Source organism: Pseudoalteromonas sp. NZS71, assembly GCF_015864715.1.
In the GTDB taxonomy this organism is placed as follows: Bacteria; Pseudomonadota; Gammaproteobacteria; order Enterobacterales; family Alteromonadaceae; genus Pseudoalteromonas; species Pseudoalteromonas arctica.
Window position 1 is genome coordinate 1 of record NZ_JADYWS010000047.1, and the last position, 16,412, is coordinate 16,412.

Below are 16,412 nucleotides of genomic sequence, written 5' to 3' on the forward strand. Positions count from 1 at the left end.
TTTTCACCCAAATTTGTATGCTTATCAGCATAACATTTCTTTCTTAATGGGTGGCCAAAATTACTGTACCACTACAACTGGAGCGGTGCACCTAACACAACCAAATATTATGCGTTAATTATGGATCATAAAGCGCCAGAGGGAATGCATTGGTATTGGATCATGTACAATATTGCCGCCGATAAAACACAAATTAAAGCGGGCGAAACTCTCGGTGAAGTAGGCTCTAATAGCGTAAACGATTTAAACCAATATGCGCCGCCTTGCTCTAAAGGCCCAGGTGAAAAAAGCTATACTTATACTGTGTACGCGTTATCTGCACCGGTTACCTTTAATAGCGATACAAAAGTAGATCGCTCAGCATTACTCGCCGCTGTAAAAAATATTACTCTCGATACTGCAAGTATGACGGTTAAATACTCGCGAAGCGCCAGTAGCGCCGAGCACAAACCTAATGCAAGACCAACACCAAATGAGCAACCAAAGCCTGATAAATCATATTTAACCGCTAACGTAAAATCACCTCGTTGCGATGCTATTACACAATCAGTAAGTAATGCAGGGTTTGATCAAAGCGTATCTGTTACGTGCGATGAACAATATGCTTATATTGCCTCATCTACTTATCCTGATCATGACGTAATGACAGGTATTACTGGTACTAACGAGCAAGTACCCGTTCCAGCTAAAGACTACGCCGCACCTGTAAAACTAAACCCTAAAAAAGCAAAAACAATTACAACAATTGATGCAGCCGTAGGTGTTGCCGTTAATGGCGTACCAATATACGACTATTCTTCGCAAGGTGAACTGGACGTAAATAGCTACGATGAAAAACACGACACGTTAGCACTTGGACAGTTAGATATATGTGGCGGACACGCAGGACGAGGTGATGACTACCATTATCATGTATCGCCAACGTGTATGATTGACACAATGAAAAACCAATCAAGCGATGCCATTATTGGTTGGGCTTACGATGGTTACCCGCTGTATGGCAGTAAAAACCCAGACGGCAGTGCAATTGCCAAAGGTGACCTTGATGTATGTAACGGGCAAGCCGACGACACATTTGGCTATCGCTACCAAACATCAGCTACACCGCCGTATATTATTCAGTGCTTAGTTGGTGAAGTAGATACCGCAAAATTACCAAGAGTGTCACCACTGAGTGGCGATACTCAAGGTATAAGAGCCTATTTGCGCCCGCCACAAGGAGGCGTTGAAAACTTAACGCACGCAATCTCTGAAAATGGCAGCCGTACAATGAGCTATTCATACAAAGGCGAGAACTACTTTACTACCTACAGCCCTGCATCACAGGGAAAAGACTGCTATAGCTTTAAACAAAAAACCATCAGTAATGGTGGCAAAGTTCAAACAGGTATATTTTGTAGAGGTCCGCAACCAAATCACCTTACTCCTACAGTCACTAAGAAAAATACAAACCCTGCCATTACAGGCAAGCATAACTTAAAGCTAGAAGCATGGGCTGATAACTGGTTTACAGCCTACATAGGCGAGCAGTTACTTGTTGAAGATTCGGTGCCTATAACCACAGAGCGCTCATTTAATGCCGAAAGCATTACGTTTTCTGCAAACTACCCTATTGAGCTTAATTTAATAATTAAAGACTTTAAGCAAAACGACACAGGGCTTGAATACATCGGTGCTAAAAATCAACAAATGGGTGATGGCGGTTTTATTATGCAACTTACCGACACCGATACAAATAAAGTAGTTGCCGTAAGCGATCAAAGCTTTAAATGCGAAATACTTCACAAAGCGCCGCTTAACAAATTATGCGAAAGCGAATCAAACCCTGTCGCGGGCGAAGGCGCTTGTACATTTATGTCAAAAGAAGCGCCAACTAACTGGCTACAAAGTAACTTTGATAACGCAAACTGGGCTAATGCAGTAGAGCACAACTTTGCCGATGTAGGACCAAAAGACGGTTACGACGACATTAACTGGGATAAAAACGCAAAATTCATATGGGGCGAAGACTTAGAAACCGACAACACCCTTATTTGTAAAGCAACTATTGAGCAACCTCAATAAAAAAAAAGGTCAACCGCCTCAATAAAAGGTAGTAATTATGTATTTTTTAAAAAAATTAAAATGGCTAATGCTAGCGTGTATTTTAACAAGTATGAGCGCTCAAGTGAGCGCCCATGTATTAAAAAACACAACAGCCCAAGTAATTTTAAGAGACGGGCAAGTTGAGGTTAAAGTATTAACTAATGCTGAGCATTTAATTTCAGCGCTGCAAAGCGAGCAAGCATGGCTTATGGGCGATATTGATAAGCTTATGCCTACAAACTTAAGTGCAGAGCAACAAGAAGAGTTTGTAAAAAATGCACTTAAACAAAAAACGAGCTTACGTGTAAATCAGCAAGTTATCGTGTTTGAACGCGTCGCTTTTACCACCAGCAACAACAACGAAGCGAACGACCTAGAAATTGTTTTTCAAGCGAAGCACACATTTACAACAGTAGATGATCTTGCTATATCGTTCCCTAAAAGTTTAGGTGCAGTACATGCAAGCTTTGTAAAACCACAATATAAGTTACTGAGTGCTGGCGATACCGCAAAAATAAAGTTCTAGTCCAAATACCAACATACCTAAAAAGCTTACTTAAAAAGGATTTTAGTAAGCAACTCCCTAAATACGCTAATTGTAGGCACATAATCAATATGCAATACTGCTTGGTACGTTAACACATGATTTTTACTATTTGCCAATCAGTGAAATTAATACATAAATTCTTTTTAGCTTTTTTTATCACTAATATCGCCCTTGTTGGGCTTATGTTTGTGTTTATATACATGACCTTTTCGTCAGGGTTTAACGACTTTGTTGAACAAGAAGAAACAAAGCATGTAGCAATGGTTAAGCAGCAACTTATTGAGCTTTATAGCGAATTAGGCAGTTGGCAACCCATTACGCAAAACACGCAATTATGGCGCTCTATTGTAGAGCCGCAAAAAAAGCCAGGCGAGCCTAAAACGAATAAACACACAAGCACCCCACCCAAACCAAATAGCAGTAAAGCAACGCCCTCTTTATTGTGGGTACACTTACCTGCGGGTTCCCTTAAAACAGGGCAGCGTATAAGTTTATATGATCAAAATAAAAAAGTTGTTGTTGGTAGAGCTAATTTAAACGACAACCCACATATAGAGCCTATTTTATTAAACAATAACGTTATAGGCTGGATAGGTTTAGTACCTTCAAAACTTGTGCAAAGTAGCCCAGCAAAAGCATTTTTAGCAGCGCAATTTCATAACTATTTTATGATCACGTTACTCGTTATTGTGCTCGCATTTATTATGGCTATTGTGTTGTCTCGACATTTAATAAAACCAATAAAGCAAATAGTGACTAGCACCGATGAGTTAACAAACGGAAACTTTGCCAGCAGAATAACCCCCTCTAGTAAAGATGAGCTAGCGACCCTATCCAACAATTTTAACGCCTTAGCCCACACGCTTGAGCAAAACCAACAAATGCGGTTTCAATGGGTGTCAGACACATCCCACGAATTAAGAACCCCACTTACCGTACTACGATCGCACTTGTTAGCTGTGCAAGATGGTGTATTTACAGCCGACACAAAGCGCATTAATTTACTCATAAACCAAGTAGATAACTTAAGTCACATTGTTGACGACCTAGCCCAACTAGCACAAACAGATAGCGTTAATTTAACCTATAACAATGCACGCATTGATTTAATCACTATTTTTGAGCAATCAATTGAAAACTACACCGCTCGCTTTAAAGAGCGTGAATTAAATGTAGATAGCAAAAGCTTAGCCAAAGCCGGTAAATGTATAATAAATGGCGATAAAGAACGCCTTGTACAATTATTTTCAAACCTGTTAGAAAATACCTGCAGATACACGCATAAAGGCGGGCAAGTAATAATACTTGCCAACAAAACACCCAATAACATTGAGCTTATTTTACAAGACTCAGCCCCAAGTGTTTTACCAAACGACTTACAAAAATTGTTTGAGCGTTTTTATCGTGTTGAAAAATCTCGAAGCCGAGAGCACGGCGGCTCGGGCTTAGGGCTTGCACTTTGCAAACAAATAGTAGAAGCACATGGCGGTCAAATATCGTTGCACAACTCACCACTCGGTGGGCTAGAAGTTAAAATAACGCTGACACTTTTGGGTTAAAATAATGGCATCACAAAAAATACTTATTGTTGAAGACGAAGAAAACATTGCCGAAGTACTTATTGCCTACGCTAAGCAACAAAATTACGAAACTGAGCACTTTAATAGCGGCAAAGGTTTAGTTAGTTTTGTAAAACAAAACGCTGTAGATTTAATACTTCTTGATTTAATGCTGCCAGATGTTGATGGCACAGAGCTATGTAAGCAAATTAGAGTCTTTTCAAGTGTGCCTATTATTATGCTTACCGCAAAAAGTGAAGAAATAGACCGCTTACTGGGTTTAGAGCTCGGCGCCGATGACTACATATGCAAACCTTTCAGCCCTAAAGAAGTTATAGCACGCATAAAAGCCGTACTAAGAAGAACCAGCCAGCCTAAAACAAATATCATCAATCATAATAATTTTCAATTGCACAAAGACGATTTCGAAGCACGCCTTAACGGAAAAAGCATTGGCTTTACCGCCGTCGAATTTAAAATCTTTTTACTATTTATAAGTCACGTAGGGCGTGTTTTTACCCGCGAAGATATTATTAATAACGTATACAGCGACACAACCGACATCTCCGATCGCAACATAGATACACACATTAAAAATATACGAAAAAAGATTAACGACATTCAAGCAGGGCTAAACCCAATAGCTGCGGTTTATAGTGTGGGTTATAAGTTTAAAGAGTAGGTTTACTTATTCAAATAAAGCTAACATGACGAAAAAGCGCGATATAAATCGCGCTTTTATTTTAATCACTAACCTGAACACTCATAACTAAAGATTAATAGCAGAGCAAACGTTGGGTTTCGTTTCACTCAACCCAACCTACGTAAATAGGCTTAAAGCCCTAAGCCTGCCATAAAGTCGTCATCGGCATCGTCTTGCTCTACTGCTGTAGATGCTTTTTCTTTGTCCGCTTTTTTACGTGCTTCGTTTTCAATTATGTCGTCTGGGTCTAGTGCTTCTGCAATATCAAAGTCGTGTAATTTAATAAACTCTGTTTTATCCATCGCTAATTCCAAGTAAAAGATATTTTGTTTACTTGTAGTGAATGTTACGCGGCGGGCTTGCGGGCGATCCATGGTGGTATCTACCGATATTTGCACTTGCTTGTTTATTGCCATCATTTTTGGCTGGTTTTGCGTAATTGAAGTATGTAGCTGCTCGCGCACTTTAGACGTAAAGTCGCCAACAATTTGATTCATCAACTCGCCTAGTACGTTTGATACGTCGTCTGATAAATGGCTATGCGCTATTTCATCTTCTGGCATCCCCATGTTGCGCATGTAATCGCCATAAATTTCCATCGCCGCTTGCGAAGTAAAGTTGGTAATTACAAGCCCTGTAAAACCGCCGTCAAATAAAACAAAGCAGCCAATATCTGGTCGCATACATGTACGTGTTATTTTTTGCACCATGGCTGAGTAGCTAATACCATTACCGCTGGCTGATGTGAGTACGCCTGTCACTGAATGACAAAGGGTTGCTAATATATCGTCTGTGCTGATGACCTTACTTTTGCTCATTTAATCTTCTCTTTTATACTTATTATTCATAATTCTAGTCAAGCTACTGAATTTATCACTGACTATCCAGTATAAAATGTTAAAATAGCGCCATTATTTACAAAGAGACTGCCTTCGTGACCATAAAAGACAGTATTTATGCCTCTGAGCAACAAGTAAAAGATTTTAGCTTTGACCAAAATGTAGTCGAAGTTTTTCCAGATATGATTCAGCGCTCGGTACCGGGCTACGCAACGATTGTCAGTACAATGGGTAAGCTTGCGGGTGAATACGCGCAAAGTAACTCAAATCTTTATGATTTAGGCTGTTCACTTGGCGCAGTCACGCTTAGCATGCGACGAAATATTCGCACCGATAACTGCCATATAATAGCGGTAGATAATTCTCAAGCTATGGTTGAGCGTTGTAAGGTACATTTACAAGGTTTTAAATCAGATGTGCCTGTTACTGTTACTTTGGGCGATATTAACGAGCTTGAGATTCAAAACGCCTCAGTAGTAGCAATGAACTTTACGCTGCAGTTTATTCCACACGCGCAGCGCCAAGCCGTACTTGAAAAAATATACGCTAATTTAAAACCTGGCGGCGTATTACTGTTAAGCGAAAAAATTAAAGCTGAAAACGAGCAATGCGACAATTTATTGATTGATTTGCACCACGACTTTAAACGTCACAATGGTTACTCTGAGCTTGAAATAAGCCAAAAGCGTACCGCCATCGAAAACGTTATGCGCCCAGATACACTAAGCGCTCACTTTACTCGCTTACAAGATATTGGTTTTAGCCAAACTCAAGTGTGGTATCAATGTTTTAATTTTTGCTCAATGGTAGCAATTAAATAAAGAGAGTCATCCATGTCTCAATGGTTTAATCAATTTTACGCATCTATCGCACAAAGCCCACTTAGTCACTGGCTAGAAACCCTTCCTGCACAATTAAAACATTGGCAAAACGAGGCTAGCCATGGTGATTTGCCTAAATGGCAAAAAGTACTTAAAAACTTACCAGAGGTGGCAACTTCGCACGTTGATATTTCTACTAAGGTAGAAATTGGCGCCCCAGGGGAGATGAGTGATGGCGAGCAAAAGCAAGCCATGCATTTATTAAAACGCATGATGCCATGGCGCAAAGGCCCATTTAGTGTGCACGGTATTGAAATAGACACGGAGTGGCGCAGTGATTGGAAGTGGGACAGACTCCTGCCTCATATTGAGCCATTAAAAGGTCGCACTGTTTTAGATATTGGTTGTGGTTCAGGTTATCATTTATGGCGTATGCGCGGTGAAGGCGCAGAGTTTGTAGTGGGTATTGATCCGTCTGATTTATTTTTATGTCAGTTTCAAGCAATTAAACACTACAATCCAGACGAAAACGTGCATTTACTGCCACTAGGCGTTGAAGCATTACCTGAGCTTAAAGCGTTTGATACGGTTTTTTCGATGGGCGTACTTTATCATCGTCGCTCACCTATCGACTTTTTAGCGCAGTTAAAGGCGCAGCTTCGCCCCGGCGGCGAACTTGTACTTGAAACGCTAGTAATTGAAGGTGATGAAAACACAGTATTAGTCCCTACCGACCGCTACGCTAAAATGCGCAACGTTTGGTTTATTCCAAGTACTGCAGCATTAAAACTGTGGATGGAACGCGTTGGCTTTAAAGATGTGCAAATAAAAGATTGCGCTATTACCACGCTTGAAGAGCAACGCAAAACCGATTGGATGGAAAACGAATCGCTAATCGACTTTTTAGATCCAAACGACACAAGTAAAACAATTGAAGGCTACCCTGCTCCACTTAGAGCAATATTAACTGCAAAAGCATAGCGGTTAATTTAACGCCTTAAATACTAAAAAAACGCCTGCGGGCGTTTTTTTGTTTATTTAAACAACAAGCAGCGGACAAGTGTCCTTGTTTATTATTTCAAAATTACATTTGCGCTAGCCGCGACCTTGCAATTGTTGTAAAATACGCGCGTTTCTAAGCAACCCAAAACAACTATTTTGAGGAAAACCTGTGAGCGAACAAAAACAGTCTCTAAGCTATAAAGACGCGGGCGTAGATATCGACGCTGGTAATGCACTTGTTGAGCGTATTAAAGGCGTAGTTAAAAAAACTCGTCGTCCTGAAGTAATGGGCGGAATTGGTGGTTTTGGCGCACTTTGCGAAATTCCTGAAGGCTACAAGCAACCAGTATTAGTTGCAGGCACAGATGGCGTTGGTACTAAACTACGTTTAGCAATCGACTTAAAAAAACACGATACTGTTGGTATTGATTTAGTTGCAATGTGTGTAAACGACTTAATTGTTCAAGGTGCTGAACCCCTGTTTTTTCTAGATTACTATGCAACTGGTAAACTAGATGTAGACACAGCAGCTGACGTAGTTACAGGTATTGGCAAAGGTTGTGAAATTTCAGGTTGTGCCCTAATTGGTGGCGAAACAGCTGAAATGCCAGGTATGTATGATGGTGAAGACTACGACATGGCAGGCTTTTGTACAGGCGTTGTAGAAAAATCTAAAATTATTGATGGCACAAAAGTAGCAGCAGGCGATCAGCTTATTGCACTTGCTTCAAGTGGTCCTCATTCAAATGGCTTCTCTTTAATTCGTAAAGTACTTGAAGTGTCAAAAGCTGATACCAGCGCTGACTTTGAAGGTAAAACTTTAGGCGAAACTTTACTTGAGCCTACTCGTATTTACGTAAAACCTTTACTTGAGTTATTCAAAAACGTTGACGTACATGCGCTTTCGCATATTACTGGCGGCGGTTTTTGGGAAAACATTCCACGCGTATTACCCGCTTCAGCAAAAGCTGTAGTTAAAGGTGATAGCTGGCAGTGGCCACCTATTTTTAACTGGTTACAAGAAAACGGTAATATTACTACACACGAAATGTACCGTACATTTAACTGTGGTGTAGGTATGGTTTTAGTAGTTCCTGCAGACAAACTTGAGCAAAGCTTAACAATGCTAAAAGACTTGGGTGAAAATGCGTGGCACCTTGGTGAAATTCAAGATGCAGCAGCTGGCGAAGAGCAAGTTGAAATTGTAGGTGGTGCTAAGTAATGGCACCGACTCGTCTGGTAGTTTTAATCTCAGGTAGTGGCTCTAATTTACAAGCCATCATAGATGCCTGCGAACGTGGCGAGATAAACGGACATATAGCGGCTGTTATTAGTAACAAAGCAGACGCTTATGGCCTAGAGCGTGCAAAACAAGCAGGTATTGCTACAAAAGTGCTCAGTCATAAAGATTTTGACTCGCGCGAAGCGTACGATGCGCAATTAATGAACGTTATCGACTCTTTTATGCCAAATCTAGTTGTATTAGCTGGGTTTATGCGTATTCTTACTCCTGGCTTAGTGCAAAAATATGTTGGAAAAATGTTGAACATTCATCCATCTTTGTTGCCTAAGTATCAGGGGCTGAATACCCACCAAAGAGCAATTGATGCAAAAGACGATGTTCATGGCGTAAGTGTTCACTTTGTTACTGAAGAATTAGACGGCGGTCCCGTTATTCTTCAAGCGCAAATACCTGTACTCAAGGATGATACAGCAGAAACATTAGCAAAACGCGTGCATGAGCAAGAGCATATAATTTATCCTTTGGTGGTCAAGTGGTTCAGTGAACACAGACTTACTATGGAAGCAGATTATGCAGTTCTTGACAAAAAACAACTTCCTGCACACGGCGCGCACTACCCACAATAAAAAAATAAGTGCCCTGTTGTTATGTGCGGGCGCTTTACTTCCAACTAGCCTAATTGCAGGCGAATTGACCCAGTATCAAGCTAATTACGATATTTTACGCAAAGGTAAAAATCATGGTGAGGCTGTTCGTGAGCTCAAAAAAATCGGCGACGATACTTATGAACTAACATACCACAGTAATATTGAGTGGATGATTTTCTCTGATTCTCGTGAAGAAACATCAAAGTTTACCTTTAAAGATGGCAAGGTTACCCCGCATCATTACAATATGATCCGCACCGGTACAGGCCCAGATAAAGATTATAAAATTGATTTTGATACAACAAACAAAGTAGTGACTAGCAGCGCTAGCGAATACCCACTTAAATGCGAATGGACTGATGAATTTCAGGATGCTATTTCATACCAAGTGCAAGTGCGCGAAGGATTGAAAAAAGGCGAAACGAGCTTTTCATTCCCGCTTATAGACAAAAAAGGTAACCGCCGCGACTACAACTTTGAAGTTGTTGAAAAAGAGATGATCTCCCTACCTATCGGTAATGTAGAAGCCATTAAAGTAAAACGTTTATACGATAACGATAAACGCCAAGCAATTGCATGGTTTGCGCCAGAAATGGATTACATGCTGGTACGTATGTGGAAAGGCGAAAAAGGTATGGAGCAGTTTGAAGTTCAAATGAATTCATTTACTGTTACATCACCTACAGCTGTTGCGCCTGCAACAGCACAACAACCTCAAGAAGCTAACTAAATTTAATTAAACCAAAGTTAAGCTAGGACCTGTTGACCTTTCAGGATTAAAATTTGTTCAACCTAGGGGCTATTTAATCGCGGCGCGAGGTTTGTAACCTAGTGGGCTAAGTAAAAACCGAGCAACAAAGAGTAAATAGCCCCTAGGCAGAACCCTTCGGACAGCGCATGTTTGGCATTTATGCTACGTTATCGCCTATTTATGGGGAATAACCACACTACATAGGCTCTGCCTTGCCTAAATACCAAACAGTCTGCTGCAAATTTAACCTCGAAAGATAAACAGGTCCTAATATTTAAAATAGGTGGGCTAAATTAGCTCACCCATTTTAAACAATGCAAATTCCCCCGGCTCCATTTTTTGCCAACGCTCATCATTCGTCAAAGGCCTTGTAGCTATAACCGTCACTACATCGTTTGGTGTGGTCTCTTGTTGAAAATCAACCACCATGTCGGCATCAATCAACGTTGCTTTACCAAATGGCGCACGGCGCGTTATGTAATGTAAGTTATTAGTGCAATACGCTAAAACAAACACCCCGTCGGTCAATAGCATATTAAACACCCCTTTTTCACGAAGGGTATGCGAAAGCTTAGCGGCGTATCTAAAAACCGACGCCATATTACTTGGACGCTTTGGGTATTTTTCACGAATTTTATCAAGTAACCAACAAAAAGCGAGTTCGCTATCGGTGTTACCTACTGGGCGATAGTACTGCGGTTTTAAATCATGATAATTAGATAGCTGCCCGTTATGAGCGTAAGTAAGCTCGCGCCCCCATAACTCTCGCGTAAAAGGATGAGTATTTTCAAGGCATACTCTCCCGCGGTTACCTTGGCGAATATGGCTAATAACCGAGACACTTTTAATTGGGTATGCTTTGACGAGCTTTGCAATTTCAGATTGATAACTCGGCTCAGGATCTTTAAAGGTTCTACAGCCTTTACCTTCGTAAAATGTAATACCCCAACCATCTTTATGTGGTCCCGTGTTTCCGCCACGCTCTAAAAGGCCTGAAAAACTAAAACAAATATCGGTAGGCACATTGGCTGACATGCCAAGTAATTCACACATTAATAAAATAACCCTTAAAAACCATACATTAAAATAAATAGCGTTATATTTGTGTATTAAGCGTACACTAATTTGCAGCCCGCTTTAACGGCTATACTTACTTAAAAAGTGTCATTTTGCTATTAGATTTATTTATTTTTACGTTAACACTACTTACGGTTAATGCTTTGACTATACGATAGTTATTGTGCGTTCCTCTGTCGGGTAATTAAATATCGTATTTAAGTTACTTTCTACTACAATTTAACATCGTTATGTACTTGAAAATTACTGTTACTAGCGCTACTCTAAGTGAGGTGGTCTGACCTCTATTAAGGAATAAAAATGACACTCATATTTACACTGGTTCTAATCGCGTTGCTTTGCACTGCGGTTTACCACAGAGCAAGTTGGAACACAGCACTTGGTGTTTCGGCTATAACTTTATTAATTGGTACCTTTGCAGGTGCTTTTGGTTTAATTAGCTGGTTGATCTTTTTGATCATCGCGGTTCCTCTTTCTGTTACTGGCCTTCGTCAGCAATATATCATCAAGCCTATTTTTGCTACGTTTAAAAAAGTAACGCCAAGCATGTCTGATACTGAAAAATCAGCTATTGATGCCGGTACGACGTGGTGGGAAGCTGACTTATTTTGCGGTAACCCAGATTGGAAAAAACTTCACCAATACCCAGTTCCTAAACTTACTATTGAAGAGCAAGCCTTTGTTGATGGCCCTGTTGAAGTAGTATGTAGCATGTTGGATGATTGGGAAGCAACGCACGAACTAACCGACCTTCCTCAAGATGTATGGCAATATCTAAAAGATAATAAATTCTTTGCCATGATCATCAAAAAAGAATACGGCGGTTTAGAGTTTTCTGCATTTGCACAGTCTTGTGTACTTCAAAAACTAACAAGTAAATCAACATTACTTTCGTCAATTGTTGGTGTACCGAACTCTTTAGGCCCAGGTGAATTATTACAACACTATGGTACAAAAGAGCAAAAAGATCATTACTTACCGCGCCTAGCGAGCGGTCAAGAAATTCCATGTTTTGCGTTAACTTCGCCAGAAGCGGGTTCTGATGCAAGCTCAATTCCAGACTACGGTGTGGTATGTAAAGGGCAATGGAATGGTGAAGAGGTTGTGGGTGTTAGTTTAACGTGGAATAAGCGTTACATTACACTTGCCCCAGTGGCTACCGTACTTGGACTTGCGTTTAAATTACAAGATCCAGACGGCCTAATTGGCGACAATAAAGAGCCAGGCATCACCTGTGCACTTATTCCAACGGATACTCCTGGAGTTGAAATTGGTCGTCGACATTTCCCGCTTAACGTACCATTTCAAAATGGTCCTACTCGCGGTAAAGACATTTTCGTACCACTTGATTATATTATTGGTGGTCCAGATATGGCTGGTCAAGGCTGGCGCATGTTGGTTGAATGTTTATCGGTTGGTCGTGCAATTACATTGCCGTCAAACTCTGCCGGTGGCATTAAAATGATTGCTATTGCGACAGGTGCTTATAGCCGCATTCGTCGTCAGTTCCGTTTACCTATAGGTAAAATGGAAGGTGTTGAAGAGTCACTAGCTAAATTAGCTGGTTACGCTTACAGCTCTGATGCTGCGGTTAGTATGTCTACGGGTGCTGTTGATTTAGGCGAAAAGCCATCTGTTGTTTCTGCCATTATTAAATACCACCTGACAGAGCAAATGCGTGATGCAACTATTCATGCAATGGATGTACTTGGCGGTAAGGGCATCATGCTTGGGCCAAATAACTATTTAGGTCGTGGCTATCAAGGTGCACCTATTGCCATTACCGTTGAAGGTGCAAACATCTTGACCCGTAATATGATTATTTATGGTCAAGGTGCTATTCGCTGTCATCCATTTGTACTTACCGAACTAGGTGCGTGCGAAATTGAAGACCGCGAAGAAGCGCTTAACGTATTTGATAAAGCGCTAATGGGTCACATTGGTTTTACTATGTCGAACCTTGTACGTACTAAGTGGCTTGCTCTTACCGGCGCTCGTTTTACAAGTGTGCCGTACAACGACGAAACCGCTGAGTTTTACCGTATAGCGTCACGCTTTAGTGCATCACTTGCTCTTATGTCTGACATTAGCATGGCAGTATTTGGTGGTTCACTAAAACGTAAAGAACGTATTTCAGCACGTTTAGGTGACTTACTTAGTTACTTATACTTAGTGTCTGCAACGCTTAAGCGTTACAACGATGAAGGCCGTAAAAAAGAAGATTTTGCTCTAGTAAAATGGAGTTGCCAAGATCACCTTTACCATTGCCAACGTGCACTTGCTGATTTAATTAATAACATGCCTTCGGCTCCACTACGCGCCGTGTTAAAAGTATTATTATTCCCGTTTGGTCGCCCGGTTCGTAAGCCAACTGACCAACTTGAGCATAAACTTGCGCAACTACTACAAGTACCTAGTGAAACGCGTAACCGTTTAGCAAGCTATGTATACTTAACAAATGAGCCGCTTAACCTAGTAGGTCGTCAAGAGCAAACGCTTAAAGACGTACTTGCTGTTGAGCCATTATTTGACCGTGTATGTAAAGAAAAAGGTCTTAAACTGCCATTCTTCCAGCTTGATAAAGTAGCGCAAATGGGGCTTGAAGCAGGCATATTAAGCCAAGCAGAGGCTGATAAACTAGCTGCTGTTGAGCAATCTCGTTTAGATGTTATTAACGTTGATGACTTTGACCCTGCTGACTTACTTGCAGGCAAAGCCGCACGTAATAGCGTTAAAAAAGAAGCTGATGCTGCTTAACTAATTTAGTAAAGCAAGCACCCCAGCTGTAAAAAAATCCAAACCAGCGCATAATGCGCTGGTTTTTTTTGTGCAAAATTAACCTGCAACAAACACCACGGTAAACCTAAACTCAACAAAATAATGTTTAATCTCTCAAACGTAATGCTGTAAGTTACAAAGGTCGCTAAAAACAACAGCATACTAGGTATAAACTGGCTAATATAAAACGTCCGTGCTTTTTGGCATGTATTAAAAAAAAAGCGATATTGTGCATAAATTTTAGCGCAATCAAATTGTAATGAGCTGCAAAATAATACAATAAAAGCCATCGCCACAGCATCAAGTATATTAACGAGATCAGCACGCTCAGCGACTAACGTAGTCGAGGCCATAAACACACATAAAAGTAACGACATACGCCATACCAGTGTCCAGCTGTGATTTATAAAGTAGCAAAACCAAAAACCAAACAGTGACCGAACACTAACACGCCCATTTATATTAACTCTAGGTATAAGCAAGCTAATGCTAAAGATGATTGAAAAACCAATATGATAAATAAGCGGCGGTATGTTGATGGGAGTGAATAAAAAAAGGCCGCTTAACATAAAACCATAAACTAGTGCGCTAGGTTTGTATAAACACACAATGCCTAATCCTAACTGAATAAACATAAATACTATAAAATGCGGCACCTTTAACCACTGTTCAAAGGTAAGATCAAGCGCTATCAACAAACTAGCGATAAGCCAGCCATTGCTGATAAATAACAATTTAATATCGGCAAGGTGAAGCCAGCTAGAGTGAGCCATCGTAAGTTGAAACAGCCGTTGGTTACTATTTTTAATCGCCAGTTTCATTGCGCTTATCATCACGCTTTGCAATAACAAGTAAAATAGTGCCATTTGCGCGCCATATAAAGGCGTATCTGCACTATCTATAATTTTCCCTAAGCCTAAAAAAAGCAATAATACAAAACCAAGAGCGGATGATCCCAACACCACTAAAAATAACAAACCAAATTTTTTTAGCTGTTGAAGCAATTGCTTAAGCTCAAACGTGTACGCTAAATACCGCTAACCTATAAACGCGAGATACTGATTAAGTTTGCTTTTTATGCTTATGATACTCATAGCGAGACACACTTAAAACCATGCTCAATAAACACAGCGGGCTCATGGCAAGTAATGATAATTTGCCCATTGGGTTTGTCAGCCAAATAAGCATCGAGTTGGCTTAAAAGAGTGTGAATACTGGTTTGATCGAGCGCAGCACTTGGCTCATCTAATAATAAATAAGGTGATTTACGCATTAATGCTAAAATTAGCTGGCATTTTTTTTGATTGCCCGACGACCGTGCTTCGAATCGCGTATTTAAAAATGCATTAAAGTTAAACCCGTTAACCAGCGAATGGGGCCAATCGCAACCTAATGTGTTAACAGATAAATCAATAATTTGATTTGCAGTTAAAAAATCTGGTAAAGCAATACGGTCACTGGCAATTGCTACGGTTTTTGTTGGAGTGTTCAATCGGCTACCAGCAAATAAAAGTGAACCACTTTGCGGCTTTTCAAGTCCTGCTAGCATCATCAGTAATGTCGTTTTTCCTTGGCCGTTAGGCGCTTCAATACACCCCTTTTGATCTGAAAAAACTTTGTTGTAATCCTTGAAAACAACATTGCCTGAAAATTGCTTATTTAAGCTTATGACTTCAATCATAAAATATCCCTCTAAACTGACTATTCATTATAAGAATTCTGTTATGAGAAACAACTAATACCAATTCGCTTAATTAAGTGATCTATTTTGAGGATGGAGAAACGTGTTGATAGCTAGGCAAAAAATTCGCTATTTAGTTTTTCTCGGCAATTGCTCCTGCATTGCTCTACCTTCTGCATCCATGCAGTCGTAAATGAGAATTTTTTAACACAGGTAGCGACACGTTTAGCCCCGCAAAATGATTAAGTATTATTGCGGATTGGTATAATGATTGGAGTGGTGCTGTAGCTCACACTGCATACCACCCATGAAAAAATTAAGGTTGTTAAAATCGCTGAAATAGCTTCTGGCACGAGTAAATACTTTAACTAGCCGTTATAGCCGATAAGAGCTAATTACGTCATGTGTGACACCATGGGGCAATTTAAGACTGGAGCGGTATTCAGTGCTAAGTGTTTAACTATTCATGGAGATAGAAGAAGATGAATATTTAGGAATAAGAGGAATATTAAAAAGTCGATTTTTTAGCTGATAGCCAAAGAATGTTTTACTAAATTATTTAATCAAGGATTTTATAAACTTGTTATTGAGGAAATAACAAGTGGCGGAGTGGACGGGACTCGAACCCGCGACCCCCGGCGTGACAGGCCGGTATTCTAACCAACTGAACTACCACTCC

At 40.4% G+C, this 16,412-nt stretch carries 14 protein-coding genes and 1 tRNA gene; 10 read left to right on the top strand and 5 right to left on the bottom strand.

Annotated elements, in window-relative coordinates:
* Positions 1–63: 63 nt before the first annotated feature.
* The 4 genes from I6E85_RS19975 to I6E85_RS19990 all read left to right on the top strand — a co-directional run bounded on the left by I6E85_RS19975 (position 64) and on the right by I6E85_RS19990 (position 4,873).
* Entirely contained in the window at positions 64–2,064 is a 2,001-nt protein-coding gene (locus I6E85_RS19975) for a YHYH protein (RefSeq protein WP_269435606.1), read from the top strand.
* Between the two features lie 37 nt (positions 2,065–2,101).
* On the top strand, positions 2,102–2,611 hold the full coding sequence (locus I6E85_RS19980; protein WP_197237279.1) for a hypothetical protein: 510 nt from the start codon (positions 2,102–2,104) through the stop codon (positions 2,609–2,611).
* Positions 2,612–2,832: 221 nt separating this feature from the next.
* A complete protein-coding gene (locus tag I6E85_RS19985; protein ID WP_231621107.1) occupies positions 2,833–4,191 on the top strand; it encodes an ATP-binding protein in 1,359 nt (452 codons plus the stop codon).
* Between the two features lie 4 nt (positions 4,192–4,195).
* Positions 4,196–4,873 (top strand): response regulator, encoded by a 678-nt coding sequence (locus I6E85_RS19990; protein ID WP_169044398.1) that lies wholly within the window; start codon positions 4,196–4,198, stop codon positions 4,871–4,873.
* A 152-nt stretch (positions 4,874–5,025) separates the two neighbouring features.
* Here I6E85_RS19990 and I6E85_RS19995 read toward each other — a convergent pair whose 3' ends face one another.
* Positions 5,026–5,712 carry a DUF3334 family protein gene (locus I6E85_RS19995; RefSeq protein WP_007586957.1) on the bottom strand — a complete coding sequence of 229 codons (687 nt, stop codon included), beginning with the start codon at positions 5,710–5,712 and terminating at the stop codon, positions 5,026–5,028.
* Between the two features lie 116 nt (positions 5,713–5,828).
* Here I6E85_RS19995 and cmoA point away from each other — a divergent pair, with 116 nt between their 5' ends.
* The 5 genes from cmoA to I6E85_RS20020 all read left to right on the top strand — a co-directional run bounded on the left by cmoA (position 5,829) and on the right by I6E85_RS20020 (position 10,176).
* Positions 5,829–6,554, top strand: coding sequence for a carboxy-S-adenosyl-L-methionine synthase CmoA (gene cmoA / locus I6E85_RS20000; protein ID WP_007378000.1), 726 nt, complete (start codon positions 5,829–5,831; stop codon positions 6,552–6,554).
* 12 nt (positions 6,555–6,566) lie between these two features.
* Entirely contained in the window at positions 6,567–7,535 is a 969-nt protein-coding gene (cmoB, locus tag I6E85_RS20005; protein ID WP_138488804.1) for a tRNA 5-methoxyuridine(34)/uridine 5-oxyacetic acid(34) synthase CmoB, read from the top strand.
* Between the two features lie 190 nt (positions 7,536–7,725).
* Complete coding sequence (gene purM / locus I6E85_RS20010; protein WP_002959993.1) at positions 7,726–8,778, top strand: phosphoribosylformylglycinamidine cyclo-ligase; 1,053 nt, start codon at positions 7,726–7,728, stop codon at positions 8,776–8,778.
* Complete coding sequence (gene purN / locus I6E85_RS20015) at positions 8,778–9,425, top strand: phosphoribosylglycinamide formyltransferase (protein ID WP_002959994.1); 648 nt, start codon at positions 8,778–8,780, stop codon at positions 9,423–9,425. Before purM ends, purN begins: the two co-directional genes overlap by 1 nt.
* A 16-nt stretch (positions 9,426–9,441) precedes the next feature.
* On the top strand, positions 9,442–10,176 hold the full coding sequence (locus I6E85_RS20020; protein ID WP_197237281.1) for a DUF3108 domain-containing protein: 735 nt from the start codon (positions 9,442–9,444) through the stop codon (positions 10,174–10,176).
* Between the two features lie 309 nt (positions 10,177–10,485).
* On the opposite strand, the gene I6E85_RS20025 is transcribed toward I6E85_RS20020, so the two are convergent.
* Complete coding sequence (locus I6E85_RS20025; RefSeq protein ID WP_024591316.1) at positions 10,486–11,250, bottom strand: class II glutamine amidotransferase; 765 nt, start codon at positions 11,248–11,250, stop codon at positions 10,486–10,488.
* Between the two features lie 324 nt (positions 11,251–11,574).
* Between I6E85_RS20025 and fadE the strand changes: the two genes are divergently transcribed.
* Complete coding sequence (gene fadE, locus I6E85_RS20030; protein ID WP_007586946.1) at positions 11,575–14,031, top strand: acyl-CoA dehydrogenase FadE; 2,457 nt, start codon at positions 11,575–11,577, stop codon at positions 14,029–14,031.
* A 5-nt stretch (positions 14,032–14,036) separates the two neighbouring features.
* Here fadE and I6E85_RS20035 read toward each other — a convergent pair whose 3' ends face one another.
* The 3 genes from I6E85_RS20035 to I6E85_RS20045 all read right to left on the bottom strand — a co-directional run bounded on the left by I6E85_RS20035 (position 14,037) and on the right by I6E85_RS20045 (position 16,412).
* A complete protein-coding gene (locus tag I6E85_RS20035; protein WP_231388452.1) occupies positions 14,037–15,056 on the bottom strand; it encodes a DUF6136 family protein in 1,020 nt (339 codons plus the stop codon).
* 86 nt (positions 15,057–15,142) lie between these two features.
* Positions 15,143–15,733 carry an ATP-binding cassette domain-containing protein gene (locus tag I6E85_RS20040; RefSeq protein WP_024591359.1) on the bottom strand — a complete coding sequence of 197 codons (591 nt, stop codon included), beginning with the start codon at positions 15,731–15,733 and terminating at the stop codon, positions 15,143–15,145.
* Between the two features lie 602 nt (positions 15,734–16,335).
* Positions 16,336–16,412 (bottom strand) — tRNA-Asp (locus I6E85_RS20045).

What these genes read in the sequence shown, in the direction of transcription:
- I6E85_RS20025 (WP_024591316.1), bottom strand. Translation starts at nt 11,250, where the DNA reads ATGTGTGAATTACTTGGCATGTCAGCCAATGTGCCTACCGATATTTGT.
- fadE (WP_007586946.1), top strand. Translation starts at nt 11,575, where the DNA reads ATGACACTCATATTTACACTGGTTCTAATCGCGTTGCTTTGCACTGCG.
- purN (WP_002959994.1), top strand. Translation starts at nt 8,778, where the DNA reads ATGGCACCGACTCGTCTGGTAGTTTTAATCTCAGGTAGTGGCTCTAAT.
- I6E85_RS20040 (WP_024591359.1), bottom strand. Translation starts at nt 15,733, where the DNA reads ATGATTGAAGTCATAAGCTTAAATAAGCAATTTTCAGGCAATGTTGTT.
- I6E85_RS19990 (WP_169044398.1), top strand. Translation starts at nt 4,196, where the DNA reads ATGGCATCACAAAAAATACTTATTGTTGAAGACGAAGAAAACATTGCC.
- I6E85_RS19980 (WP_197237279.1), top strand. Translation starts at nt 2,102, where the DNA reads ATGTATTTTTTAAAAAAATTAAAATGGCTAATGCTAGCGTGTATTTTA.
- cmoB (WP_138488804.1), top strand. Translation starts at nt 6,567, where the DNA reads ATGTCTCAATGGTTTAATCAATTTTACGCATCTATCGCACAAAGCCCA.
- I6E85_RS19995 (WP_007586957.1), bottom strand. Translation starts at nt 5,712, where the DNA reads ATGAGCAAAAGTAAGGTCATCAGCACAGACGATATATTAGCAACCCTT.
- I6E85_RS19985 (WP_231621107.1), top strand. Translation starts at nt 2,833, where the DNA reads ATGACCTTTTCGTCAGGGTTTAACGACTTTGTTGAACAAGAAGAAACA.